Raw genomic sequence first — 25,714 nt, forward strand, 5'->3', positions numbered from 1 at the left:
CGGGCTGCTCTGTTGCCGAGCGTCCGCATTTGTACGTTCCGCACCGGCGTGTCGTGTACAGACCCGCACGCTCGGCGGGGGAGGGCTCAGCCCAACTCGATCAGCACCGGGGCGTGATCGCTGGGAGCCGTGGCGCCCTTCTTGGGCCGGCGCTCGTCCTTGACGATCTCGGCGCCGGTCACCCGCGCGGCCAGATCCGGTGACCCCAGGATGAAGTCGATACGCATGCCGCGCCGCTTCTGGAACGCCAGCTGGGTGTAGTCCCAGTACGTGTAGATACCCGGTCCGGGCGTGAAAGACCGCACCACGTCGACGAACCCGGCGTCGTTGATCGCCCGGAACGCGGCGCGCTCCGGCTCGGACACATGCGTGCTGTTGGCGAAGCTGGCCATGTCCCAGACATCCTCGTCATCGGGTGCGATGTTCCAGTCGCCCACCAGTGCAATGGGCGCATCCGGATCCGATGCCAGCCAGCCGGCGGCCGTATCCCGCAGCGCGGCAAGCCAATCCAGCTTGTAGGCATAGTGTGGATCGGCCAGGGTGCGGCCGTTGGGGATGTAGAGGCTCCACACCCGCGTCCCGCCGCAGGTCGCACCGAGCGCGCGGGCCTCCGCAGCGGCCTTGTCCTCCGGTTTGGCCGCCCAGGTGGGCTGTCCGTCGAACCCGACCTCGACGTCGGCCAGCCCCACCCGCGATGCGATCGCCACGCCGTTCCACTGGTTCAGTCCGACGTGGGCGACCTCGTAGCCGAGCGCGGCGAACGGCATCGTCGGGAATTGGTCGTCGGTGCACTTGGTCTCCTGCATCGCGAGGACATCGACGTCGGCGCGCTCGAGCCAGTCGACGACTCTGTCCACCCGTGTGCGAATCGAATTGACGTTCCAGGTGGCCAGGCGCATGGCCTAGATCGTATGCGGCAGCAACTCACCGGCTTCGACGTACCGGCCCTGGTGGTGCAGCTGGAATCCCATCGACGCGTAGAGCGAGTTCGCGCCGTCGTTGTCGGACAGCACCTGCACGTAGACCCGCGCCGCCCCCTGTTCGGCACCCCAGGCGCGCAGCGCGGCGCACACCCGGCGCGCATACCCCTGCCGGCGGAACTCCGGGGCGACCCGCACCGCGGCGATCCCCAGCCAGCGGGTTCCGTCCGGGGCGGTGGTGACCGCGCCCCGGCCGACCGCGACACCGCGCACCGAGGCGAAGACCACGTCGCCGTCGACGACGGAGCACAGCACGTCCGGCGGAACGTCACGTCGATGGACCGCCAACCAGTCGGCGTCGGGCACCGCGGCGAGCGTGACCTCGCCGGCGGGGCCGCCGGTCGATCCGTCGGCCACCAGCACCCGGGTCTGTTTCACCCCGGGCGTGCGAACGGCCAGCAGTCGCTCCGGCAACGCCAGCCACGGCGCCAGCCCACGGCCGCGGTACCAGTCGACGATCCCGGGCAGGGCACGCAGGTCGGCGGAAACATCCAGTGGCACAGCCGAGTTGGCGCGACTGGTGACGCCGTGGCCGGCCCGCAGCAGCCAGCCGTCCAACCACTGCTGTTCGACCCCGGGCCAGGCCAGCGCGGCCGCCTGCTCCAACGCGCGGATCTCGGAGGTCCGCACCGGCTTGTAGGAGATCTCGCGTGCGCTGACGATGTCCGCCGGGTCGATGTCGACGACGCCGTCGGACTTGGTGCGGATCCGCCACGACGGAACGACGGCCTCGAGGTGACCGATGACGTCGGTGTGCTCGGCGGCGCCCGAGCGGTACCGCAGCGAGATGCGGCTGCCGAGGACGAGCGGCGCGGTCACCGGAATGATTCCTTCGGCGGCGAAGGTGCAGCCATATGCATTTGCGTGCGCCGATTCTGCATATCGGTGCACGCTCGCGCTGAATTCCGCAGCGGCATCAGTGCCCGAACGGATCGGGTACGTCGCCGGGCATCCACGACAGGCCGGGGACGCCCCAGCCGTTCGCCTTGACCGCACGCTTGGCGGCGCGAGCGTGCCGGCCGATGAGCCGATCGACATAGAGGAAACCGTCGAGGTGCCCTGTCTCGTGCTGGAGCATCCGGGCGAACAGGCCGGTGCCCTCCAGGGTGACGGGATTGCCGTCGGCGTCCAGACCGGTGACGCGCGCCCAGGTGGCCCGGCCGGTGGGGAACGATTCGCCGGGCACCGACAGGCAGCCCTCGTCGTCGTCGTCGGGATCGGGCATCGTCTCGGGGACGTCGGAGGTCTCGAGCACCGGGTTGACCACCACGCCGCGGTGCCGCTCGCTGGAACCGCGCTCCATCGCGCAGTCGTAGACGAACACGCGCGAGGCAACCCCGATCTGGTTGGCCGCCAGGCCGACACCGTGCGCGGCATCCATCGTCTCGTACATGTCGGTGATCAACTCGGCCAGGTCGGCAGGCAGGGAACCGTCGTCGCCGACCGGCACCGGCACGGTCGGCGCGTGCAGGACGGGATCTCCCACGATCACAATTGGTCTGACAGCCATGATCGGCAAGTTTAAGTGAGCCGACGCGCGGACTCGGCTGCCGTCCCAGATGTTGCCGACGTGGTTGAATATCGCCGAACGACGCGAGCGATTTGGTTTGGCACAGGCCGGCGAAAGGGCCCAGTAGAGATATGGACGGCGCCATGGCACGGGCCGAGCGGGTGGAGGATGACGCCGCGGGCGCCGACGGGTTGACCCGGCGGGAGCACGACGTCCTCGCCTTCGAGCGGCAGTGGTGGAAGTACGCCGGGGCCAAGGAAGAGGCCATCAAGGAGCTCTTCGGCATGTCGGGTACCCGCTACTACCAGGTGCTCAACGCGCTCGTCGACCGTCCGGAGGCCCTGGCCGCCGACCCCATGCTGGTCAAGCGGCTCCGTCGGCAGCGCGCCAGCCGGCAGAAGGCCAAGGCCGCCCGCAGGCTCGGCTTTGAGGTCACCTGACCCGGCCCGATAGGCTCAGCGCGATGAACGATCGTGTTCCCCACTCCTCCCGGCTGCCGTTGCGCGCCATGGTCATGGTCCTGCTGTTCCTCGGCGTGGTCTTCCTGTTGGTGGCCCTGCAGGCCGTGGGCCACGACAACGCCGGTTCCGACAGCTCGCCGACCACGTCGGCGACCACCAGTGCGGCGCCCACCACCTCCGAAGCGCCGGCGCCGCGCGCCGAGGTCCGGGTGTTCAACATCTCCGAAGTGGCCGGTGCCGCGGATCGCACCGCCGGACGGCTCCGGGACGACGGCTGGACCGTCGCCGAGACCGGCAACCTGGCCGCACCGCCCGACGTCACCGCCACCACGGTGTACTTCGGTGAGGCGGAGGGCGAGAAGCAGTCCGCCGACGCGGTGGGCAAGCTGCTGAACGCCCCGGTGGCTCCGCGCATCCCCGAGCTCGCCGAGCAGCCGCCCGGCGTCGTCGTCCTGGTCACCGGGTGAGCCGGAATCGTCCCCGGCGGATCGGATAGTCGGCCACAGCCGATCGCGTGACATCCTCTAGGCTTTTCGACATGGTCACGCCGCTCGCGAAAACTGCCGCCGCCGTCCTGTTCGCCGCGCCCGTCGCGCTGCTCAGCGCGTGCGCGCCGCCCGGACAGGTTCCCGCGACGACGCCGGGCACCAATCCGCCGATCTGGACCGGTTCGCCGGCTCCCTCGACACCGGGCGCCACGGGCCATGAGCAGGAACACGCCACCGTCGAGACCGAGCAGGGTGCGCTCGAGATCCCGATGCTCAACGCGGCCGGCCAGGAGGTCGCCACGGCGAGCTTCGCCTTCAGTGACACCTACGCCACCGTCACGGTCAAGACGGCGGGCCCGGGGAAGCTGACGCCCGGTTTCCACGGCATGCACATCCACTCCGTGGGCAAGTGCGAGGCCAACTCCGTCGCTCCCTCCGGTGGCGCCCCCGGTGACTTCCTCTCCGCCGGTGCGCATTTCAACGCTCCCGGACACACCGGCACCGGCGCCCAGATGAGCGGGCAGCTGCCGCCGCTGCAGGTCCTGGCCGACGGGTCGGGCACCATGGTCACCACCACCGATGCCTTCACCGAGGATCAGCTGACGTCCGGCCAGAAGACGGCGATCATCATCCACGAGAAGGCCGACAACTTCGCGGAGATCCCGAGCGACCGTTACACGCAGGCCAACGGCGCTCCGGGTCCCGACGAGACCACCATGGCCACCGGTGACGCCGGTAAGCGGGTGGCGTGTGGTGTCATCACCGGCGGCTAGCCCGGCCCATATCGACTTCGCCGGTTCCTACCGGTCGACGCTCGGCGTCGAATGGGAGTTCGCTCTCGTCGACGCGGTCACCCGGGACCTGAGCAACGAGGCGCCCGCGGTGATCGCCGAACTGGGCGAACATCCGCACGTGCACAAGGAATTGCTGCGCAACACCATCGAGATCGTCACCGGGATCTGTGAGAACAGCGGGCAGGCGATGGACGACCTGTCGGGCACGTTGCGGACCGTCCGGCAGGTCGTCGAGGACCGCGGCATGGAACTGTTCTGCGCCGGCACGCATCCGTTCGCGAGGTGGTCCTCCGCCAAGCTGACCGACGCACCCCGTTACGCCGAGCTGATCAAGCGCACGCAGTGGTGGGGCCGCCAGATGCTGATCTGGGGTGTGCATGTGCACGTCGGGGTGTCATCGGCGCACAAGGTGATGCCGATCATCACCTCGATGCTGAACTACTACCCGCACCTGCTCGCGCTGTCGGCGTCGTCGCCGTGGTGGGAGGGTGAGGACACCGGGTACGCCAGCAACCGAGCCATGATGTTCCAGCAGCTGCCCACCGCGGGACTGCCGTTCCAGTTCCAGACCTGGTTGGAGTTCGAGGGCTTCGTGCACGACCAGAAGAAGACCGGCATCATCGACCACATCAACGAAGTACGTTGGGACATCAGGCCTTCTCCGCATCTGGGCACCATCGAGGTCCGCATCTTCGACGGCGTCTCGAACATCCGGGAGTTGTCCGCTCTGGTCGCGCTGACCCACTGCCTGATCGTGGACCTGGACCGCCGACTCGAAGCCGGTGAGTCGCTGCCCACCATGCCACCCTGGCACGTGCAGGAGAACAAGTGGCGCGCAGCGCGATACGGTCTGGATGCGGAGATCATCCTGGATGCCGACAGCAACGAGCGGCTGGTCACCGACGATCTCCTCGATGTGCTCAACCGGATGGAACCCGTTGCGCGGTCATTGAATTGCCTCGACGAGCTGGCCCAGGTCTCCGACATCCCGCGCCTGGGTGCGTCATATCAACGGCAGCGCCGGGTGGCCGAGGAGCACGACGGCGACCTGCGTTCCGTGGTCGACGCGCTGGTGGGCGAGCTCGTCCTCTAGACCGTCACGGGCTGCGGCGCGTAAATGGTCAGGCGGTTGTTCCCGGTGAGCAGGTAGATCGCTCCGTTCGGCGCGGTGACCGCCTGCGTGAAGGTGCCGGGCAACGAGTACGTCGCCACCACGGTCCCGATGCTGCGGTTCGGATCACCGGCATTGTGGACGTCGACGTCGATGATCTTCAGCTCGCCCGAGTCGGACAGGTAGAGCAGGGTGTGATCGCCTGGGGCCGTGGCGTATCCGGATGAGAAGTCGTTCAAGCCGAGCTGGTACCAGGTGCCCGCGGCGGTGATGCGGATGACGCTCTGCCCGGTGTTGGGGGAGAACGCCCACACGCCACTGTCGGTGGCCGGAAGCACGGTGAGGGCGTAGATCGGGCTGGTGCCGAAGGTGGTGGTGGCCACGATGGCACCGCCGCTGCGCGACACGGTGGTGACCTTGCGGGTCAGCGGATCGGTCACCCACACCGTGCCGTCATCGGCGACGGTGACCGAGGTGGGCCGACTGGATACGCCGGATGTCGTCAGCGCCGTGGTGGAGATGTAACCGGTGACGGTCGCGATGGTGTAAAACCGGCCATCGGTAGCGGTGCTCGGACCGGTGCGCTTGTCGGCCGCCGCGTACACGTAGGCGCCGTCGGAACTGATTGCCAGCGCGCCGATCTCGTAGCTCGGGCCCAGGCCGGGGCTCATGCCCACGACGGCGTAGGCGGTCGCGCTGGATTCGTCGACATCGATGGTCGCGATGTACGCGTTGCTGATCCCGCTGTAGCCGGGCACATTGGTGGATGTGCCCGCCACGTAGATGTGCTTACCGTCGGGAGCCACCACCACGGCGGTCGGGTTGTCGACCGGGATGGTGACGATGATGGTGCCCAGGCCGGGATCGGTGACGTCGGCGTTGATCACCTTGACCGAGCCTGTCGTCGTGTTCGTGACGTAGAGCCTTGTGCCATACGGTGATACGGCGAGCCAATGGCCGGTGTCGGTGGGGATCGCGAAGTCGCCCAGGTCGGTGAGCGTGGTCTTGGTGATGCTGATATCGGTGACGTTGACCTCGACGGCGGGGTTGGTGCCGTCGGTCACGCTGGCGGTGAATGCGTCGGTGGTGCCGGCGGTCGGCACCAGCCGGGACGCCGCGCTGGGGGTGTAGACGAAACTGCCATCGGTATCGACGACCACAGTGCCGCGCGATGGATTTCCAATGATGCTGTAGGACAGCACATCTGTGGTGTCCTGGTCGGTGACATTGATGGTGCCGTGCACCGCACCGGTCAGTGCGTCGACGTTGGTGATGGTGTAAGCGGGCGAGCCGACGACGGGGGCGTGGTTGGGCGCGGTTGGCGGGGTGGGGGTGATGGTCAGGTTGGTGACGGTGACGGTCACCGGTGCGTTCAGTCCGTCGCTGATGGTGATGACGGCGTTGTCGACAGCGGTTCCGGTGCCGGCGGCCAGGGCGTCGCGGGCGTCCTGGTGGGCGGTGTAGGTGAAGGTGCCGTCGGGGTTGACGGTGAGGTCGCCGTTGGTGGGGTTGGTGGTGACGGTGTAGGTCAGGGTGCGGGTGGCGCTGGTGACATGTACTGCGCCGGTTTGGATTCCGGTGGTGGTGTCGGCGGTGCCGAGACTGAAGGCGGGGGTGCCGATGACCGGTGCTGCCGCAGTGGGGGAGATGGGCGCGGTGACGGTGATGTCGATGGCAATCCCGGCGCTGGTGGCAGTGACCGTGAACGTGTCGTTCTGGGGTCCGGTGGTGGTGTTGGTGGTGCCGGCCGCCGTGCGGGCCTCGGCGCTCGGGGTGTAGGTGAACGCACCGGTGGCGGTGTCCAGGGTGACCGAGCCGTGGGACGGGTCGCCGGACAGCTCGTAGGTGACGGTGGCGCCGGTGGCATCCCAGGCGGTGACACCGCCGGTGACCCTGCCGGTGCCCGTATCGGTTCCGGTCAGCGTGTATCCCGGCGATCCGGCATGCGGACCGGCGCTGACATCGATCAGCGCGGGCACCAGGATGGTCAGCTTGTCGTTGGCCGTGATGACGTAGATGGCTCCGGTGGGGGCGGCGACGGTGGGCCCCATGTTCCCGATGTCGAAGGTGACGACGGTGCCGCCGAGCATGCGGCCGGGGTCGCTGCCGTTGTGGATGTCGAGGTCGATGACGTGCAGGCCGTCGGGGTACTTGACGTACAGCAGGGTGTGGTCGACGGGATTGGCGGCGTAGCGGCCGACGAATTCAGCGGTGCCGCTCTGCACGTAGGCGCCGGGCGTGGACAGTGTGAAGATGCCGTTGCTGATGCTGGGCGAGATCGCGTAGACGTTGTCGTCCAGACCGGTCAGAACGGTAGTGGCACCGCCGTTGCCGGGCAGGGTGGTGGTGCCGATGACCACGCCGCTGACGCTCAGGGTGGTGACCTTCTGGGTGAGCTGGTCGCTGACCCAGACGGTGCCGTTGTTGGCGACGGTGATCGAGGCGGGATAGCTGGGGGTGTCGTAGCCGCTGGCGGTCAGGGTGGCGGTAGTGACCGCGCCGGTGTTGGCGGCCGAGATGGTGAAGACCTCGCCGTTGGTGGGTCCTGTGGTGGGGATGCTCTGGTTCGACACACTCGCGATGCCGACCCGGCGGTATCCGGCGGCATAAAGCCTTGTCCCGTCGGCACTCTGGGTCATCGAGGTGATGATGTAGTCAATGGCGAACACCTGGGTGCCGACGATGGCGCCGTAGGTCCCGCTGCCCTCATCGACGTCGATGGTGGCGATGTAAGTGGCGGTTCGGCCGGGATAGTCGGGCATGGTGGTGCTGGTGGCCGCGACGTAGATGTGCTTTCCGTCGGGGGCCACGGTGACCGCGGTCGAATTCTGGATCGGGATCGTGGCGATGATGGTGCCGAGCCCGGGGTCGGTCACATCGGCGTTGAGGATCTTGACCGAGCCGGTGGTGGTGTTGGTGATGTAGAGCCGCTTGCCGTCGGCGGAGACCGCGAGCCAGTGCCCGGTGTCGTTCACGATGGCGAAATCGCCCGCGTTCACCAGGGTGGTCTTGGTGATGACCAGACCGTTGACGGCGACGGTGACCGGGGCCGCGGTGCCGTCGCTGACACTGACGGTGAACCCGTCCAAGGTTCCGGCGGCGGCCACCAGTCGCGACGCCATGCTCGGCGTATAGACGAAGCTGCCGTCGGCGTTGACCACGACGCTGCCGCGTCCGGGTGCCGCAGTCACGTTGTAGGACAACGTGTCCGAGTCGGCATCGGTGACGTTGAGCTGACCGTGGATCGCACCGGTCAGTGCGTCGACACCCGACACCGTGAACGCCGGTGTGCCCACCACCGGGGCGTGGTTGGGCGCGGTGGGTGGGGTCGGGGTGATGGTCAGGTTGGTGACGGTGATGGTGACCGGCGGGTTGAGCCCGTCGCTGACGGTGAGGGTGACGGTGTCGGTGGCCGGTCCGGTGCCGGCGGCGAGGTTGTCGCGGGCGTCCTGGTGGGGCGTGTAGGTGAAGGTGCCGTCGGGGTTGATGGCGAGGTCGCCGAATTGGGGTGCGGTGCTGATGTCGTAGGTCAGCGTGCGGCTGGCGCTGGTGACATGTACTGCGCCGGTTTGGATTCCGGTGGTGCTGTCGGCGGTGCCGAGACCGTAGGCGGGGGTGCCGACGACCGGTGGGGTCGCGGTCGGAGAGATCGGGGTGGTGATAGTGATGTCGACGGAGACACCGGCGCTGGTGGCGGTGATGGTGAACGTGTCGCTGGTGGGTCCGCCGGGATTGTTGGTGGTGCCGGCGGCGGTGCGGGCCTCGGCGGTGGGCGTGTAGGTGAATGCGCCGCTGTTGGGATCCAGGGTCACGATGCCGGTGCTGGGCCCGGACGCGGTGTTGTAGGTGACCTCGGCGCCGGTCAGGTCGGTGACGTCGAGGTGTCCGGTGACGGTGCCGGTGGTGGGCGCGGTGCCGGTCAAGGTGTAGCCGGGGGCCGGGGCGTACGGTCCGGCGGGGATGGTGACCGGTGTCGGGACGAGGATGGTGAGGGTGTTCTTGCTGGTCAGGTAGATGGTGCCGGAAGTGCTGGTGAGGATGGCGGTGTTGAGCTGATCGGCGGTGGTGGGCAGGGTGATCACGGGCAGTGCGGCGCCGACGTTGCGGTAGGGGTCCCCGGCATTGGGGGTGTCGATGTCGACCAGGCGGACGGTGTTGTTGTAGTTCGACATTGGGGTGTTGCCCAGGCCGTCCCACGTGTAGTCGCTGAAGAGGGCCAGGGTGCCGTCGGCGCTGGTGGTCGCGGAGGCGCGGGCGCCGGTGCCCAGGTACCCGAGTTGGGTGTAGCCGGTGTTGGTGGCGTTCAGTTCGAGTAGGGGTTGGCCGCTGGTGTTGGAGATGACCCAGACGTCGCTGCCGGCGCCGATGGCCACGCTGATCGGTTGCAGTTGGGTGCTGATGCTGGTCAGTTGGATGCCCAGGCTGTTGTAGGTAGTGATGGTGCCGCGGCTGGGGTCGGTGACATAGACGGTGCCGTCATGGCCGACGGCCACGGCGGTGGGGTGGCTGGCGTAGTAGCTGGCGTCGTATTGGTCGTCGATGGTGCCGGCCGGGATCTGGTAGGCGACGTGGATGTAGCCGGCGGTCAGGGGCAGGGTGAGCAGGATGCCGTCGGTGGCGATGGGGCCGGTGGCCACCGAGTCGGTGATGGTGTAGGCGGTGGCGTAGAGGCGGGTGCCGTCGTTGGCGATGGCCAGATCGCTGACGTGGTAGCCGGGTAGCGGGACGTCGGTGGTGGCCGTGACGCTGTAGGCGGTCGGGCTGGATTCGTCGATGTCGACGGTGGCGATGTAGGCCGTGGCGCTGCCCTGGCCGGCGACGTAGAGCTTCTTGCCGTCCGGGGAAACGACCAGGGCGGTCGAGTTGTCGATCGGGATGGTGACGATGATGGTGCCCAGTCCCGCGTCGGCGGCATCGGCGTTGATCACCTTGACCGAGCCGTGGCTGGGATTGGTGACGAAAAGCCTTGTGCCATCCGGACTCAACGCCAACACGTGGCCGTTGCTGTCATCGACAATGCCATAGGTGCCGGCCATCGTCAGGGTGGTGTGGGTGACCGGGACCGCGACCACATTCACGCTCACGGCCGGGTTGATGCCATCGGAGACCGCGATCGTGAACGAATCCGAGGTGACCGCATTGGGCGCCAACCGCGAGGCCATCGACGGCTGATAGATGAACGACCCGTCGGCGCCCATCACCACACTGCCGTAATGGCCACCCACGGAAACGTTGTAGGACAACCCATCCGAGGCATCCACATCGGACACGTGCACCTGGCCGTGCACCGCGCCGGTCAGGGTGTCGACGCTGGTGATGGTGTAGGCGGGGGTTCCGATCACCGGAGCGTGATTGATGACGGCGAGCGGTGCGATGGGCACCGTCACCACGACATCGATGCTGCCGCCGTGGCCGTCGGTGACCGTCACTGTCAGGGCATCGGAATCCCCACCCGGCTCGCCGGCGTTCGCGCGTGCTTCGGCGGTCGGGGTGTAGGTGAAGGTGCCGTCCGCATGCACCACCAACGTGCCCTTGCCGGTGGTCTTCTCGCCGGACAGGGCGTCGCTGTCGGGATCGGAGATCCCGAGTTCACCGGTGACAACCCCGTCGACGCCGGGCGTGCCGACGACGACATTGCCTGTGCTGCTGGGGTTTCCATTGGCCGGCGCGATATCGACCGTCAGGGGAAGGGACATGCTGCCGCCACGTCCGTCCGTGAGGACAATGGTCAGCGAATCCGTAGTGGGGCCCGTCCCGGCGGCGTCGTGCTGCGCCGCGGCGGTGGGAACATAGCTGTAGTCCAGCCGGCTGGTGGTCTCGTCGACGGACGAGATGGTGACGGTCAGTGTGCCCCGGCTGCTCGGGTCGGCCGACCAGGACAGCGCATTGCCGTCGGGGTCGACCAGGGTCATCGAACCGGTCACGCTGCCGTCGGCGTTGCTGTGTGGCCCCGAACTTTGCGTGACCTGCGGGGCGGTGTTCGGGATGGACAGGCTGATGGTGGCGGTCCGGGCGTGCAGCCCGCCCGGGGTGAACAGGCCGGCCAGGCCGTGCAGGTGGGCGGTGCCGTCGTCGACCGAGATGGTGAACGAGTCGGCGCCGGCGAACCCGGTGGGCGACGTGACGTACGTGAAGGTGCCGTCGTCGGCCACGGTGACGGTGCCGTGCTGGGCGCCCGCGGCGGTGAAGTGCAGGGCGTCGCCGTCGGCGTCGTCGGCGGCCAGGACGCCGGTCACCATCAGGCGACCGTCGGCCGTCAGGCTGGTGGACGTCACCGTCGCGGAACCGACTGTGGGAGTGGCGTTGTCGAACATCGACTCGATGCGGCGGTACACCGCCCAGACCATCGCGAGGATCGGGTTCGGTGGGTTGGCCGGATCGGGGGTGGCCTCGGGGTTGTAGCCGAAGAAGTCGAGGACCGCGACGACGAAGGTATGGATGGGCGACGGCGGCGTCACGACCTGCGCCGGCGTCACGGTGGTGACCTCGACCGTGGCGGTGGGCACATTCGACGCGGACGTCGGTGCGGCGGCCGGTGGATCCTCGGTAGCGCTGAGCGTCAGCATGCGGGCGGCGGGATGGACCACTGGTTCGGGGTCCGGTGCCATCGCGGCCGGCGGGGTGGTGTCGTGCACCGCAATCGCGGTGGTGGAAGGTTCGGGTTCCGGGGTGTGGGTGACGGGGGCCGGTGCGGGCACCTCCGTTGTCGGCTCGGGTATCTCGGAGGTCGGGCTGGACCCGGTGGTCTCGTCGCTCGGCTCCTTTGGGTCCTCGGCCGTGGTCGGGTCGGACGGTTCCGGGTCGGCGGTGGGATCCGGATCGTCGGCGTCCTCGGCCGGGTCCTCCGACTGGGTCGGATCGGCCTTCGGTGGCGTGGGGTCGGTCTCGGTGGTGTCCGACTCGGTGGTGTCCGACTGCGTAGGGTCCGACTTGGCGTCGGCCTTGTCCGCGGCGCTGTCGGCGGACGCGGTGCCGGTGTCCGAGGTGGCCGACGCCGGTGCGGTACCACTGATCGCCGCGAACCCGATGCCCAGCGCGGCGGCCAGCGTGCCGATCCGGCCGATGTAGCAGGCGTACTTCGACGTTTCCGGCATGCGGACAGAACCCATGAACAACCCCTGACCCGACGTTCGACCCCGCAAGAACCACCTCATCCTAGGGGCAACGAGGTACCCACCGCAGCGAATAGGTTTCGCAGGTCTTGGTGCTGGTCACACGTGTCGGGGAATCCCCGCTCGCGAACCCTGGTGCGTTATCGTGGCCGTGATGAGCGCGCCCACCCCGATGTTCCCGCTGCAGTCGGCTGTCCTGCCCGGTGAGGCGCTGCCCCTGCGGGTCTTCGAACCACGCTACGGAGCGCTGGTCGAGGACTGTCTGGCCACCGAGGATCCGGCGTTCGGAGTGGTGCTGATCGCCCGCGGTCGTGAGGTCGGAGGCGGCGACCAGCGCCACGACGTCGGCGCCCTGGCCCGCATCGTGGAGTTCGCCGGTCACGGTGCTGGCCGATACCAGCTGAAATGCATTGTGCAGGAACGTTTTCGGGTGATCGAGTGGCTGCCGGACGATCCGTATCCGCGAGCCCTGCTGCTGGACTGGCCCGATGAGCCCGGCGACGTCGCCGCGGCCGACGTCCGCGCACTCGAGGACGACGCGTGGGCGCTGCTCGAACTGATCGCCGGGGCCCGCGACATCCGGTTGCGTCCCCGCGACGAGATCTTCGGTGATCTGGCCGACGAGGCCGGCGACCGGTTGTACGGGTTGGCCGCCCGGGTGCCGATCGGCCCGGCCGACAAGTACGAGGTGCTCGCGGCGCCCGGACCGGCGCAACGGCTGGCGGCGTTACGTGAGGCGGTCGAGACCGTCACCGCCATGGTGCGGTTCCAGTTGTCCGACGGCTGAAGCCCGGTGCGCGTCGACCGCCGGCGCCACCCAGTCGTGTAGGAACCGCCGCAGCGCGGCCCCGCTGCGGGCCGGCCGGCCGGGATCGACGATCAGCGATTGCAGCATGCGCAGCATGATCTCGACGAGTTCGTCGAGCGTGTCGCCGGCGAATCCCGCTGCGGCCCAGTCGACATCGAATCGCTGCAGGATCGATCGACCGAATGCGATGGCGTCGTCGGACGTCACGCCGGCGGTGAAGGCGCTGGCCTTGCCCGGCTGCAGGACCAGGCTCAGGTATTGGTCGTGGGAGAGCTGTTCGAAGGTGTACGCGATGCCTTCGACCACCGCTTCGGTGGGCTCGGTGGTCGGACCGAGTCGGGCGGCCAGTCGATCGAGGAAGCCGTCGACCGCGGACATGGCGGTGGCGCCCAGTAATGCTTCGTGCGTCGGGAAGTAGCGGTAGACGGTCTGCCGGGTCACGCCCAGGCCCTGCGCCACCTCGGAGACGCTGACGGTCCCCCGCGCGTCGATGGCGCTGCGGGCCGCGGCGATGATCCGCGCGACGGCTTCCTGGTCGTCGGCCGGGATGTCACCCGACCAGCCATGGCGCCGCATGCGCCGATCGTCGCACAACCCCGCATCCCATCTTGACAATACAGTTCGTTTTGATTGTATGGTCTGCGTAGCGGCGACGAAGGAGACGACCATGACCGTCCGCGGTGACGACGAGTCCCTGACCGCGCGGGGCCTGCGCCACGCGCTGGACAGGACGACCGATCTGGCCGAGCGTGAACTGAAGGTGCCGCTGCACTACTACAGCGATCCGAAGATCACCGAGATCGAGGAATCACAGATCCTGCGCCGGGTTCCCCTCGCGGTCCTCCCGTCGGCACAGGTGGCCGGTACGAACGACTACGTCGTGCGCTCCGTGCTCGGCGACTCGCTGCTGATCACCCGCGACGGTCGCGGTGCTGCACACGTGTTCCTCAACTACTGCCGGCACCGCGGCGCGATGCCGGCGTGCGGATCCGGCACCGCCAGCCGCTTCGTGTGTCCGTACCACGCGTGGACGTACAAGAACACCGGTGAGCTGTTGACCATGCCCGGCCGGGCCGGGTTCGATTCGACGGACACCCGGGACTACGGCCTGGTGGAACTGCCGTCGCAGGAACGGCACGGGTTCATCTGGGCGGTGCTGACCGCCGGCGCGGCGATCGACCTCGACGCACACCTGGGCGACTTCGGTGCCGAACTGGCCATGTGGAACTACCAGAGCTACGGCTACCACGGTGAGCGTGAATTCGGCTCGGAGGTGTCCTGGAAGGGTGCCCTGGAGGCGTTCGCCGAGGGCTACCATTTCCCATTCGTCCACGGCGAGAGCCTGATCGGGCAGAACACCCTGGCCAACACGATGGTCTATGACGAGTTCGGCCGGCATCACCGCATCGGGTTCCCGTTCAACTGGATCACCAACGTCGCCACCGACGAGACGGCCTCGCGGGAACCGCTGGCCAACATGGGCGTCATCTACTGGATCTATCCCAACCTGATCCTGGCCAACAGCCCGGTGGGGGTGGAGATCATCGACATGCTCCCGGATGGGGAGCCGACCCGCTGCACGGTCCGGCACAGCTGGATGGCCCGGATGCCCGCCGTCGACGACGACATGCGGGCCGGCTACCAGATGATCTTCGACAGCGTTCACGCCGCCGTGCGCGACGAGGACTTCGCGATGCTGCCCCAGTGCGGCGAGGGTGTGCGCCGCGGCCAGCACGACCACATGCTGATCGGGCGCAACGAGATCGCGGTCCAGCACATGATCAAGGTGTTCGCCCAGGAGCTCGGTGTCGCCTTGGCCTAGGTGGTGCTATTCGGTTGGCGGGGAGCGCAATTCGTCGATGGCCAGTTGATCCTGCAGGTTCTGCTCGCGGTAGGCCAGCTGGCCCACCCGCTGGGCCACCACCGGCGCCGTGATGATGGTGAACATGCCCGTCAGGATGATCATTCCGACGTCGGGGTGTCCCCGCAGGCGGATGGCCGCGCCCGCGAGCACCAACAGCAGACCGAGCACCTGTGGCTTGGTCGCCGAGTGCATGCGCGACAGGGTGTCGGGAAAGCGGACCACGCCGATGGCCGCGGTGAGCGCGAGCGCGGAGCCGCCGAGAATCAGTACGGCGCAGACGATGTCGGCCCACTCCATCACGCGTCTCCGGTCCGGTCGATGTCACGGACCCGGAATCGGGCGATGCTCACCGATCCGACGAAGCTGATCAGCGCGAGCGCCACCAGGCTGTAGGTGACGGTGGTGTCCAGGCTGAAGGCCGCCCATGTGCCCACCCCGCACATGGTGACTGCGATCAGGGTGTCGAGAGCCACCAGGCGGTCCAGGGTGCTGGGGCCGGCCAGCAGCCGGAACATCGTGGTGCCGGCGGCCAGGACCAGCATGATGCTCGCCGCGATCCAGACGCCGCTCATGGTCGCCACCTTCGGCCATCGGGACGGCCACTCGCCACGTTGATCTGGGGCGAGTGTGCAGCGATATGCATTTGCAGACCATGGAATTGCATATGGGTGCACCCTCGCCGAGTTGTACTCATCCCCGTTCCGATTCCGTTCCGGCCGGTTGCCAGTCGGCGTCCCGCTCGAACGCGGCGATCAGCCGCCGCTCGACCTGGTGTACCTGATGGTAGAACTGCTTGACCGAGCGGTCGGAGCCGACATCGAGCTGGTGCACGTAGAGCATCCGGCGCACCTGGTCGATCTCCAGCACGATCGACCCGGGGATCAGGTTGATGATGTTGACCGCCAGCGCCAGCACCAGATCGGACTTGATGTTCAGGTGCGTCCGCAGCACCGCGGTCAGCGGCGGCGGACCGGGACGGATGGCCAGCCACGCCACCTGGAAACTGGACCACAGGAGATACCAGCCCACCAGGATTGCCAAGCGCGCCAGGGCAATCGGGTGCACGCGACCCTCGACCGGCACCGGCGGCAACGGCAACAGGAAGGTGATCACCAGGGCGACCGCCAACCCGCTCAGAATATTCGCGGCGGAGATGTTGCCCCACAACAGGATCCACACGAAGGTGAGCCAGATCGGCACCCAGATGCGCAGGGCGGACGCGCGACGGTTGCGGGTTCCCGTCCGTTGGGTCACGGTGCACCACCGCCCAGCACCGCGGCGATGTACTGGCCGCGGTCGAGCACTTCGGCGGCGGCCCGCTCGCTGTAGGCGAAGATGGGCCCGGCGGCCACCGTCAGCGCAAGACCGACGGCGATCAGCCCGAACGTCGGGATGAGCATGCCCGCCGGCATCCGGCCGACGTCGTCTCGGTCGGCGAAGGCGATGTCGCCGGCGTCCTCGAGCAGCGCGACCGGAGCCGCCGCGGACAGCTCGCCCTCGGGTGCGTCGACGCGGGCCCGCCAGAACGCCTTGGTCCACACCCGGGTCACGACGTACAACGTCAGCAGGCTGGTCATCACCGATCCCGCGACCAGGATCCAGGCCATCGCCGAGCCGTTCTGCGCGCCGGCCTCGAGCAGGGCGACCTTACCGATGAAGCCCGAGAACGGCGGAATGCCACCGAGATTGAGTGCCGGGACCACGAAGACGAACGCCAGGATCGGGCTGGCCCCCGCGAGGCCGCCGAGGCGGCGCAGCGTCGATGCGCCGGCCTGCCGCTCGATGAGACCGACCACCAGGAACAGGGTGGTCTGCACGATGATGTGGTGCGCGACGTAGTAGATGGCGCCCGACATTCCCAGCCGACTCGACAGCGCCACCCCGAACACCATGTAGCCGATATGGCTGACCAGGGTGAACGACAGCAGTCGCTTGATGTCGCTCTGGGCCATCGCGCCGAGGATGCCGATGATCATCGTCAGTACCCCGGCGACCATCAGCACGTTGTCCAGCGCGCCGCCCGGGAACAACAGCGAATGGGCCCGGATAATCGCGTAGACGCCGACCTTGGTCAAAAGCCCGGCGAACACCGCGGTGACGGGCGCCGGCGCGGTGGGATAGGAGTCGGGCAGCCACGTCGACAGCGGGAACACCGCGGCCTTGATACCGAACGCCACCAGCAGGACGGCGAACACCGCGGTGCGGGTGCCGGGGCTGACGGTGTCGATCCGGACCGCGATCTGGGCCATGTTCAGCGATCCGGTGGTCGCGTAGACCAGTGCGATGCCGAACAGGAAGATCAGCGACGAGACCATCGACACCATGACGTAGGCGATGCCGGCCCGGACCCGGTCCTGGCTGGCGCCCAGCGTCAGCAGCACGAAGCTGGCCGTCAACAGGATCTCGAAGCCGACGAACAGATTGAACAGATCGCCGGCCAGGAACGCATTGCACACGCCGGCCGACAGCACCAGATAGGTCGGCAGGAAGATCGACACCGGCTGGCGTTCGTCGCCGTCGCGGATGCCCTGCCCGATGGCGTAGAACACCACCGCCAGCAGCACCACCGCGGAAACCACCAGCATCAGCGCCGAAAGGCGGTCCACCACAAGGGTTATGCCGAGCGGACCGAAGCCGGGCCGGTCGGGTCCCCAGCCACCGACCTGGAGCGCGATCGTGCCGTGCCGGTCGGTCAGGTACAGCAGCACCGCGCACACGACGGTCACCGCGGTCAGCGCGGTCAGGGTCAGGAATCGCTGCAGGCGCGGCCGGCGGCCCGCGATCAACGTCAGGGCGGCGCCGATCAGCGGCACCAGCACCGGCAGCGGTGTGAGCACGTGGCCGAGTTCGACCGCCGACATCATCGTGACCCCTCCCGGCCGGGCAGGGCGTCCAGTTCGTCGGGCTCGTCGGTGTCGGGATGCGTTCCCGTGTCCCCGGATGCGTCGAGTTCCTCCACCGGAATCTCCTCGGCGACCCGCGCGTCCTCGACGTCGTCGTCGACCTCCTCGTCGGTGTTCAACCGGTACGAGCGGTAGGTCAGCGCCAGTACGAACGCGGCGACGCCCATGGTGATGACGATCGCCGTCAGGATCATCGCCTGGGCCAGCGGGTCGGCGATGGTGGTGTTGACGACGCCGGTGCGCCCGCGGATCGGGGGATTGCCCGACGGCCCGCCGACGGTGAGGATCAGCAGGTTGATGCCGTTGCCGATCAGCAACAGGCCCAACAACATTCGGGTCAGATTCCGTTCCAGGAGCAGATACACCCCGCAACTGACCAGCGCCCCGATCAGGATCAGGGGAACCAGTGGCACGGTGAGGTCGGCGGTCATCAGCGCTGCCCCGCCATCATCTCTTCGTCGAGGCGGGCGCCCAGGCTGCGCAGCACGTCGAGCACCAGACCGACCACGATGAGGTACACGCCCAGGTCGAAGAACAGCGCCGTCACGAACTTCACGTGCCCGAGGACGGGCACGTCGAGCTCGATCAACGCCGACGACAGCGCCGGCGCCCCGAGCAGTAGCGACGCGGTCGCCGTCGCCGCGGACAGCCCCAGACCCGCACCCAGGATCTTGCCGGCGTCCAGCGGCAGCGTTTCGCCCAGTTCGTAACGGCCGCCGGCGAGATAACGCAACACCAGGGCCAGCCCGGCGGTCAGCCCGCCCGCGAAACCGCCGCCGGGTGTGTTGTGTCCGGCGAAGAAGAAGTAGAAGGACAGCACCATGATCAACGGGAAGATGACGCGGGTGGCGACCTCGAGCACCAGGGACCGGTAGAGCGGATCGCGGTAATCGCTGCCACGCAGCCAGGTGATGTCACCGACGGCCGGGCTGTACGGCATGGTCGACGTGGTTTCCGGTTGTCTGCCGGCCTGCGGGATCCGTGGCGCCGAACCGAAGCGCCGGTGCCGGAACACCAGGGAGGCCACCCCGGTGGCGGCCACCACCAGTACCGAGATCTCGCCGAGGGTGTCCCAGGCGCGGATGTCCACCAGGATGACGTTGACGGTGTTGGCGCCATGACCCCGCAGGTAGGCCGCGTCGGGCAGCAGGCTCGAGATCGGGGTGGTGTTCCGGGCGGCCATCGCGAACGCGGCCAGGCCGGTGATGCTCATGCCCACCGCGACCGCCAGCAGGGCGCGGGGAAGCCGGGCCCGCCGCATGTTCGCGGCGTCGGCCTCGGCGGGCAGCACCCGCAGCACCAGCACGAAGAACACCAATGTCAGTGTCTCGACCAGGAACTGGGTCAGTGCCAGGTCCGGCGCGCCGTGCAGCGCGAAGATCGCCCCGCAGCCGTACCCGGTGACGCCCACCAGCAGCACCGCCGCCAGGCGGTTACGCATCACGGTGGCGCCCAGCGCCCCGCCGACCATCAGCAGCGCGATCACCGGTTGCAGCGGGGTCTCCCACAGCCGCAGCTCGGGCCGGTCCCTGGCTCCCAACGCCAGCATCGTCACCGGCAATGCGACCAGGGTCACCAGGATCGCCGACTGCGTGGCGGGCAGCGAACCGCGCTGCGTCACACCGGTCACCTTGAATGCGACGAACTCCAGGCCCCGCAGGGTGGCGTCGTAGATCCGGTCGGCGTTACCCAGCGGCAACCACCGGCCGCCCGCGCGCGGTAGCCGGGCCCGGGCCACGAACGACGCGGTGCCGACCAGCAGGACGACCGCCGACAGGAACAACGGCAGGTTGAGCCCGTGCCACAGCGCGAGGTGGTAATCCGCGCCGCCCGGCAGGGACTCCGCGTACGGATCCAGCAGCCGCTCCAGCAGGTTCGGCACGAGGCCGAAGAACAGGCCCGCCGCGGCCAGCACCGCGGGGGCGAACTGGAAGCTGATCGACGGCCGGTGCAGCTGCGCGACGCGTGCGCTCGGGCTACGTAAACCCTTGCGCGCGAAGGCACCCCACAGGAATCGCAGGCTGTAGATCGTGGTGAACACCGACGCCGCCACGACCCCGGCGAGCACCCATGGCGCCCACGGCCCCAGCGACGGGCTGTGCAGCAGTGTCTCGAAATCGGCCTCCTTGGCCACGAAGCCCAGGAACGGCGGCAGGGCGGCCATGCTCGCGGTTGCCCCGGCGGCGATCACGAACAGCGCCGGCATCCGGTGGCCGAGCCACGCCAGCCGGCGGATGTCCCGGGTGCCGGTTGCGTGGTCGACGATGCCGACGACCATGAACAGGGCGGCCTTGAACATCGCGTGCGCGCACAGCATGGTCAGCCCCGCGAGCATCAGGTCGCCGCCGCCCGAGCCGACCAGCACGGTGATCAGGCCGAGCTGACTGACCGTCCCGAACGCCAGGATCAGCTTCAGGTCGTACTCACGGACCGCGCGCCAGCCGGCCAGCAGCATGGTCAGGAGCCCGAGCCCGACGACGATCGGCCGCCACGGCGGCGCGTCGGCGAACCCCGGCGTCAGCCGGGCCACCAGGTACACGCCGGCCTTGACCATCGCGGCGGCGTGCAGGTAGGCGCTGACGGGGGTGGGTGCCGCCATGGCGCCGGGCAGCCAGAAGTGCATCGGCACGATCGCCGACTTGGACAGCGCCCCGATGAGGACGAGGACCAGTGCGACGTTGATCGCGGTGCCCGCCACTCCGTGCTCGGTGGCCTTCGCCACCAGCTCGGAGAGCAGGTAGGTGCCGCTGTAGTGGCCCAGGATCACGATGCCGACCAGCATCGCCAGGCCGCCGAGCGTGGTGACCATCAGTGCCTGGGTGGCGGCGCGGCGGCTGGTGGCCCGTTCGGCGTAGTGGCCGACGAGCAGGAAGGACAGCACCGACGTCAGTTCCCAGAAGACGTAGAGCACCAGCATGTTGTCACTGGTGACGAGGCCGAACATGGCGCCGGAGAACGCCACCATTTCGGCGGCGAAGCTGGGCAGCCGTTTCTCGGTGTGGCCGTCGTGGTGGTGGAAGTAATCGGCGCAGTAGAACAGGACCAGCGCGCCGACGCCGAGAACCAGGATGCTCATGATCGCGGCCAGGGTGTCGAAGCGCAGGTCGATGTCCATCGACAGCTGCGGCACCCAGTCGAGCCGGTACACGCGGGCATCGGATTGATCGGCCGGCCAATTGGTGGCCACCCAGTACAGCGATCCCAGGGGGACCAGTGCCAGGGGGTAGAACGCCCGTCGCCCCCACAGATGCACCAGCAGCGGGGCCACCGCGGTGGCGATCGCGTGGGCGATCAGGACGGCGAGCATCGGTTGGCAGTCTACGGGGAGGACGCCGGTCGGAACCCCGGGCCCAACACGCCCAAACGTACGTCTCGCTGGAGAACGTCGAGTGGCTCCCGCCAATTCGTTGATCTCGGTGACCCGCAGTGCGGTTAGCTGGACGCATGACCGAACCCCGGATCGTCAGCGCGAGCCGCGAGATCGCGGCGCCCGCGGCGGTGATCTTCGAACTGATCGCCGATCCCGCGCAGCAGACCCGCTGGGACGGCAACGACAATCTGGCCGAGGCCGCGCCGGGGCAGCGGGTGCGACGCGTCGGCGATGTGTTCACCATGACGCTCACCACCGGCGCCGACCGGATCAACCGCGTCGTCGAATTCGAGGAGGGCCGCCGGATCGCGTGGCTGCCGTCGGAGCCCGGCGGTGAACCTCCCGGGCACCTGTGGCGCTGGGAGCTCGCGCCGCGCGACGACGGGCGGACCCTGGTGACGCACACCTACGACTGGTCGGAGCTCGACGACCCCAACCGGTTGGAGCGGGCCCGTGCGACGACGTCGGAGTCGTTGGGCCGTTCCCTGGACCGGCTGGCCGCGATCGCCGAGACGCCGTGACCCCGATCGCCCTGTGACTCAGCCGCCGTGGTTGTCGGCGAAGGACCGCAGCGCCTCCACCTGCACCGGATCGAGCGACGGGCGCACCGTCTCGCGGGCGGCCGCCACATCCGCGGCGGTCACATCGGCGGCGTCGATGGAGCGGCGCATCGCCGTCAGCGCGGCCTCGCGCAGCAGCGCGACGCAGTCGGCGGCGCTGTAACCGTCCAATTCGCCTGCCAGACTGTCCAGGTCGACGTCGGGAGCCAGTGGCACGGACTTGGCCGCCGAGCGCAGGATGTCCCGGCGCGCATCGGCATCGGGCGGTTCGACGAACACCAGCTTCTCCAGTCGGCCGGGCCGCAACAGGGCCGGGTCGATGAGATCCGGCCGGTTGGTGGCGCCGAGCACCACCACATCGCGCAGCGGCTCGATGCCGTCGAGTTCGGTCAGCAGGGCGGCCACCACGCGGTCGGTGACACCGGAGTCGAAACTCTGGCCGCGCCGCGGCGCCAGCGCGTCGATCTCGTCCAGGAAGACCAGCGACGGAGCCGAATCGCGGGCCCGCCGAAACAGTTCGCGCACAGCCTTTTCCGACGACCCGACCCACTTGTCCATCAACTCGGCGCCCTTGACCGCGTGCACCGAGAGCCGACCCGAGGACGCCAGTGCCCGCACCACGAAGGTCTTCCCGCAGCCCGGCGGCCCGTACAGCAGCACCCCGCGCGGCGGGTCGACGCCCAGGCGCTCGAACGTGTCCGGATGTTGTAGCGGCCACAGCACGGCTTCGGTCAGGGCCTGCCTGGTGGCGACCATGTCGCCGACGTCGTCCAGCGTCACCGACCCCACCGAGACCTCCTCGGTGGCCGACCGGGACAGCGGCCGGATCACCGACAGCGCGCCGACGAGATCCTGCTGGCCGAGTTTCGGGTCGCCGCCCTCACTGCTGGCGCGCGACGCCGCCCGCAGCGCCGCCTCGCGGACCAGCGCCTGCAGGTCGGCCACCACGAATCCCGGTGTACGTCCGGCGATTTCGTCCAGCTCCAGGCCGTCCGACGGCACACCGCGCAGCAGCACCTCCAGCAACTGCTTGCGGGTGGTGCCGTCGGGCAGGGTGAGCCCGAGTTCGCGGTCGCACAGATCGGGTGCGCGCAACCGCGCGTCCAGCGCATCGGGCAACGCCGACGTCGCGATGAACGCCACCCCGGCGGTGGCGACGGCGGTGCGCAGCTCGGCCAGGATCAGCGAGGCCACCGGTTCGGGGGTGGCCGGCAGCAGCGCGTCGATGTCGGCGATCAACAGAACCCCGCCGCCGTCGGACACGGTGGCTACCGCACTCTTGACGATGCGCAGCCGGTCGTCGGCGGCCAGGGCGCCGATCTCGGGTCCGTCGAGTTCGACCAGTCGGCGGTGGGTGCACACCACGCGGACCATGGTGGCCTTGCCGACCCCGAGCGGGCCGGTGATGAGGACTCCCAGATTGGCCGTCGCGCCAAGCGTTTTCAGCAGTTGCGGCTCGTCGAGGGACAGCTTGAGCCACTCCGTGAGCTTGCCGGCCTGCACGTGGCTGCCCTTGAGATCGTCGTAGGTGATCGTCGATTGACCGGATTCGGTCACGGCGGTGGCCGGAGCGTCGCGGGGCTGTGCCGGGGATACCGTCGGTGCCGGCGCGGGCACCGGCGTGTCCGTGCCGTTGGCCCAGCCGACCGCCGAATTCGGTTGCACGCTCACGGGTCCGGCCGGGTCGACGGCGGTGACGGTGAGCAGCTCCGAGGTCCAGGTGATGCCGACCGCGGTGGCCAGCGCGGAGCTGGCCTGCGACGTCGACGTGCCCGGGCCGAGGTCGCGCGGCAGCAGTGACACGGTGTCGCCGACCGTCAGCACCTTGCCGAGCAGCGCCTGGCGCAGCGTCACCGGGGGCACCGAGCGCGACGCCAGGTTCGATCCCGTCACGCTGACCGAACGGGCGCCGTACACCGTCACGGGCGCCACGATCACCGTGGTGTCCTCCCGCAGCCCGGCGTTCGACAGCGTCACGTCGTCGAGCAGGGCGGTGCCCGCCGGCGTGTCCGGGCCCGCCACGCCCACCACCGCGGCGGTGGTCCGCGATCCCGTCAGCGATACCGCGTCCCATTCGCGGATACCAAGGGCGGCAATGGCTTCCGGATGCAACCGGACCACACCGCGACGTGAGTCGAGCGCCGAGGTGTTCAGTCGGGCAGTCAGCGTCAGCTGGCTCACCCGTCGCCCCCCGGGCGGCGCAGCCGCAGCCGGGCCGAGCGTCGTGCGGCGGCCCCGCGCCGGGACGGCTGCGCGCGCCGGATCGCGCGACGAGCCTGCCGTTGCTGCTTGGGCTGGTCCTCCCAGACCTCGGGATGCGCGGCCAGCCACGCCTTGCTGCGTACCGCGAACGGGATGTGCAGGACGTAGGCGACGATGATCACCAGGATGGTCAGGTACGGGAACACGAACGCGCCGGCTGCCACGATGGCCACCGCGGCCAGCAGCGGGGCGACCAGTCGCGGCGGCACCGCGAACGTGTGGATCTTGCGCATCGGGATGCGGCTGACGACCAGCAGCGACAACAGGATCAGGTACAGCGACACGAACCACCATGAGGTCCACCAGCCGTCGCCCCACTGCATCCGCGCGGCCAGCGGGCCGATCGCGCCGATGGCGCCGGCCGGCGCGGGCATGCCGACGAAGTACTGCTTGGTGTAGGCGGGCAGGTCCTCGTCGAGCAGGGCGTTGTAGCGCGCCAGCCGCAGCACGATGCACACGGCGTAGAGCAGCACCACGATCCAGCCAACCCGGGTGCCCTCCAGCAGCAGCGCCCAGATGATGAACGCCGGTGCCACCCCGAAGTTGATCGCGTCGGCCAGCGAGTCGATCTCCTCGCCCATCTTCGACGTCGCGTTGAGCATCCGGGCGGCCCGACCGTCGAGCGCGTCGAGAATGGCGGCCGCGGCGATCAGCGCCATCGCTTCGGTCGGGCGGTGTTCGAGGGCGTACTTCATGGCCGTCAGGCCCAGGCAGATCGCCAGCACCGTCATCGCGCTGGGGACGAACCGCAACGGTCCGTCGGGAGCATCCCGTCTCATGGCAGCTCGGCCAGGACGGATTCGCCGGCGATCGCCCGCTGTCCCAGCGACACCAGCAGCTGCGAACCCTCCGGGAGGTAGGTGTCCAGGCGTGAGCCGAAGCGGATGAGGCCGTAGGTGTCGCCGATGCCGAGCTTGTCGCCGGCCCGGACGTCGCAGACGATGCGCCGGGCGATGAGGCCGGCGATCTGGACGGCGACGACGTCGTGGCCCTCCGGGGTGCGGATGACCACACTGTTGCGCTCGTTGGCGGAACTGGCCTCCGGCAGGTCGGCGCTGAGGAACCGGCCGCGCTGGTGCACCGCGGCGACCACCTCGCCGCCGACCGGTGCCCGCTGCACATGCGCGTCCAGCACGGAGAGGAAGATGCTGACCCGGGGCCGCGGGGTGGCACCCAGGCCCAGCTCGGGTGGCGGCGCGGCGTTCTCGATGAGGCAGATCTGACCGTCGGCCGGGGCGACGACGACACCGGGCCGCGTCGGTGGGACGCGCGGCGGATGCCGGAAGAAACCGGCGTTGACGGCGGCCGCCGCCAGACCGGCCGTCCAGGCCCAGCGGTGCCGGCGGCCCAGGGCGGCCAGGGCAAGGCTGCCGCCGACGAACGGCAGGCCCGCCGGGTGCATCGGCGGTATCTGGGAGCGGACCAGTTGGGCGACGTGTCTGGCGTCGAGGGGTGGAGCGTCGGACGTGCGGGGGCGTCGGGCCACCGCGC

21 protein-coding genes are annotated in these 25,714 nt (G+C 68.9%); 7 read left to right on the forward strand and 14 right to left on the reverse strand.

Translation table 11 applies throughout. The features are described 5' to 3' along the window. Nucleotides 1-86: 86 nt before the first annotated feature. The 3 genes from U0R18_RS11985 to U0R18_RS11995 form a co-directional block, all read right to left on the reverse strand. Entirely contained in the window at nt 87-899 is an 813-nt protein-coding gene (locus tag U0R18_RS11985; protein WP_526368545.1) for an exodeoxyribonuclease III, read from the reverse strand. A 3-nt stretch (nt 900-902) separates the two neighbouring features. After that, nucleotides 903-1,799, reverse strand: a complete 897-nt coding sequence (locus tag U0R18_RS11990) for an N-acetylglutamate synthase, CG3035 family (protein ID WP_526368547.1) — start codon at nt 1,797-1,799, stop codon at nt 903-905. A gap of 97 nt (nt 1,800-1,896) precedes the next feature. Then, nucleotides 1,897-2,490, reverse strand: coding sequence for a peptide deformylase (locus U0R18_RS11995; protein ID WP_526368550.1), 594 nt, complete (start codon nt 2,488-2,490; stop codon nt 1,897-1,899). Nucleotides 2,491-2,621: 131 nt separating this feature from the next. Here U0R18_RS11995 and napA point away from each other — a divergent pair, with 131 nt between their 5' ends. The 4 genes from napA (at nt 2,622) to U0R18_RS12015 (ending at nt 5,326) form a co-directional block, all read left to right on the forward strand. Continuing rightward, nucleotides 2,622-2,930 (forward strand): nucleoid-associated protein NapA, encoded by a 309-nt coding sequence (gene napA / locus U0R18_RS12000; protein ID WP_526368552.1) that lies wholly within the window; start codon nt 2,622-2,624, stop codon nt 2,928-2,930. Between the two features lie 23 nt (nt 2,931-2,953). Continuing rightward, entirely contained in the window at nt 2,954-3,418 is a 465-nt protein-coding gene (locus U0R18_RS12005; protein WP_526368554.1) for a LytR C-terminal domain-containing protein, read from the forward strand. Nucleotides 3,419-3,489: 71 nt separating this feature from the next. Then, nucleotides 3,490-4,212 carry a superoxide dismutase[Cu-Zn] gene (gene sodC / locus U0R18_RS12010; protein WP_526368556.1) on the forward strand — a complete coding sequence of 241 codons (723 nt, stop codon included), beginning with the start codon at nt 3,490-3,492 and terminating at the stop codon, nt 4,210-4,212. Continuing rightward, nucleotides 4,190-5,326, forward strand: coding sequence for a glutamate--cysteine ligase (locus U0R18_RS12015; protein ID WP_526368558.1), 1,137 nt, complete (start codon nt 4,190-4,192; stop codon nt 5,324-5,326). Before sodC ends, U0R18_RS12015 begins: the two co-directional genes overlap by 23 nt. On the opposite strand, the gene U0R18_RS12020 is transcribed toward U0R18_RS12015, so the two are convergent. Beyond that, on the reverse strand, nt 5,323-12,453 hold the full coding sequence (locus U0R18_RS12020) for a cadherin-like domain-containing protein (protein WP_526368560.1): 7,131 nt from the start codon (nt 12,451-12,453) through the stop codon (nt 5,323-5,325). The two genes, U0R18_RS12015 and U0R18_RS12020, sit on opposite strands and share 4 nt — an antisense overlap. Nucleotides 12,454-12,610: 157 nt before the next feature. Between U0R18_RS12020 and U0R18_RS12025 the strand changes: the two genes are divergently transcribed. Continuing rightward, nucleotides 12,611-13,243 (forward strand): LON peptidase substrate-binding domain-containing protein, encoded by a 633-nt coding sequence (locus U0R18_RS12025; protein WP_526368562.1) that lies wholly within the window; start codon nt 12,611-12,613, stop codon nt 13,241-13,243. Here the strand turns inward: U0R18_RS12025 and U0R18_RS12030 are convergent. Beyond that, the gene (locus U0R18_RS12030) at nt 13,184-13,840 is read right to left on the reverse strand and encodes a TetR/AcrR family transcriptional regulator (protein WP_526368564.1); all 657 of its coding nucleotides are present in this window, start codon (nt 13,838-13,840) and stop codon (nt 13,184-13,186) included. The two genes, U0R18_RS12025 and U0R18_RS12030, sit on opposite strands and share 60 nt — an antisense overlap. A 91-nt stretch (nt 13,841-13,931) precedes the next feature. Between U0R18_RS12030 and U0R18_RS12035 the strand changes: the two genes are divergently transcribed. Next, nucleotides 13,932-15,086, forward strand: a complete 1,155-nt coding sequence (locus U0R18_RS12035) for an aromatic ring-hydroxylating oxygenase subunit alpha (protein WP_526368566.1) — start codon at nt 13,932-13,934, stop codon at nt 15,084-15,086. Between the two features lie 6 nt (nt 15,087-15,092). On the opposite strand, the gene mnhG is transcribed toward U0R18_RS12035, so the two are convergent. From mnhG to U0R18_RS12065, 6 genes are all read right to left on the reverse strand, one after another. Then, nucleotides 15,093-15,425, reverse strand: coding sequence for a monovalent cation/H(+) antiporter subunit G (gene mnhG, locus U0R18_RS12040; protein WP_526368568.1), 333 nt, complete (start codon nt 15,423-15,425; stop codon nt 15,093-15,095). After that, nucleotides 15,425-15,700 (reverse strand): monovalent cation/H+ antiporter complex subunit F, encoded by a 276-nt coding sequence (locus U0R18_RS12045; protein ID WP_526368570.1) that lies wholly within the window; start codon nt 15,698-15,700, stop codon nt 15,425-15,427. The genes mnhG and U0R18_RS12045 overlap by 1 nt, the downstream gene beginning before the upstream one ends. A 118-nt stretch (nt 15,701-15,818) precedes the next feature. Continuing rightward, complete coding sequence (locus U0R18_RS12050) at nt 15,819-16,382, reverse strand: Na+/H+ antiporter subunit E (protein WP_526368572.1); 564 nt, start codon at nt 16,380-16,382, stop codon at nt 15,819-15,821. Further along, on the reverse strand, nt 16,379-17,989 hold the full coding sequence (locus tag U0R18_RS12055) for a Na+/H+ antiporter subunit D (protein ID WP_526369487.1): 1,611 nt from the start codon (nt 17,987-17,989) through the stop codon (nt 16,379-16,381). The genes U0R18_RS12050 and U0R18_RS12055 overlap by 4 nt, the downstream gene beginning before the upstream one ends. Beyond that, a complete protein-coding gene (locus tag U0R18_RS12060; RefSeq protein ID WP_526368574.1) occupies nt 17,989-18,462 on the reverse strand; it encodes a Na(+)/H(+) antiporter subunit C in 474 nt (157 codons plus the stop codon). The genes U0R18_RS12055 and U0R18_RS12060 overlap by 1 nt, the downstream gene beginning before the upstream one ends. Further along, nucleotides 18,462-21,338 carry a Na+/H+ antiporter subunit A gene (locus U0R18_RS12065; protein WP_526368577.1) on the reverse strand — a complete coding sequence of 959 codons (2,877 nt, stop codon included), beginning with the start codon at nt 21,336-21,338 and terminating at the stop codon, nt 18,462-18,464. The genes U0R18_RS12060 and U0R18_RS12065 overlap by 1 nt, the downstream gene beginning before the upstream one ends. Before the next feature lie 137 nt (nt 21,339-21,475). Between U0R18_RS12065 and U0R18_RS12070 the strand changes: the two genes are divergently transcribed. Then, nucleotides 21,476-21,922 carry an SRPBCC family protein gene (locus tag U0R18_RS12070; RefSeq protein WP_526368579.1) on the forward strand — a complete coding sequence of 149 codons (447 nt, stop codon included), beginning with the start codon at nt 21,476-21,478 and terminating at the stop codon, nt 21,920-21,922. Nucleotides 21,923-21,940: 18 nt separating this feature from the next. Here the strand turns inward: U0R18_RS12070 and U0R18_RS12075 are convergent, their stop codons facing one another. Genes U0R18_RS12075 through U0R18_RS12085 form a run of 3 tightly spaced genes read right to left on the reverse strand, consistent with a single transcriptional unit; the run spans nt 21,941 to nt 25,709 of the window. Continuing rightward, on the reverse strand, nt 21,941-24,142 hold the full coding sequence (locus U0R18_RS12075) for an AAA family ATPase (RefSeq protein ID WP_526368581.1): 2,202 nt from the start codon (nt 24,140-24,142) through the stop codon (nt 21,941-21,943). Then, a complete protein-coding gene (gene pssA, locus U0R18_RS12080) occupies nt 24,139-25,002 on the reverse strand; it encodes a CDP-diacylglycerol--serine O-phosphatidyltransferase (RefSeq protein ID WP_526368583.1) in 864 nt (287 codons plus the stop codon). The genes U0R18_RS12075 and pssA overlap by 4 nt, the downstream gene beginning before the upstream one ends. Then, a complete protein-coding gene (locus U0R18_RS12085; RefSeq protein ID WP_526368585.1) occupies nt 24,999-25,709 on the reverse strand; it encodes a phosphatidylserine decarboxylase in 711 nt (236 codons plus the stop codon). The genes pssA and U0R18_RS12085 overlap by 4 nt, the downstream gene beginning before the upstream one ends. Between the last annotated feature and the right edge of the window lie 5 nt (nt 25,710-25,714).

Source organism: Mycobacterium sp. (assembly GCF_046330795.1).
Classification (GTDB): Bacteria; Actinomycetota; Actinomycetes; order Mycobacteriales; family Mycobacteriaceae; genus Mycobacterium.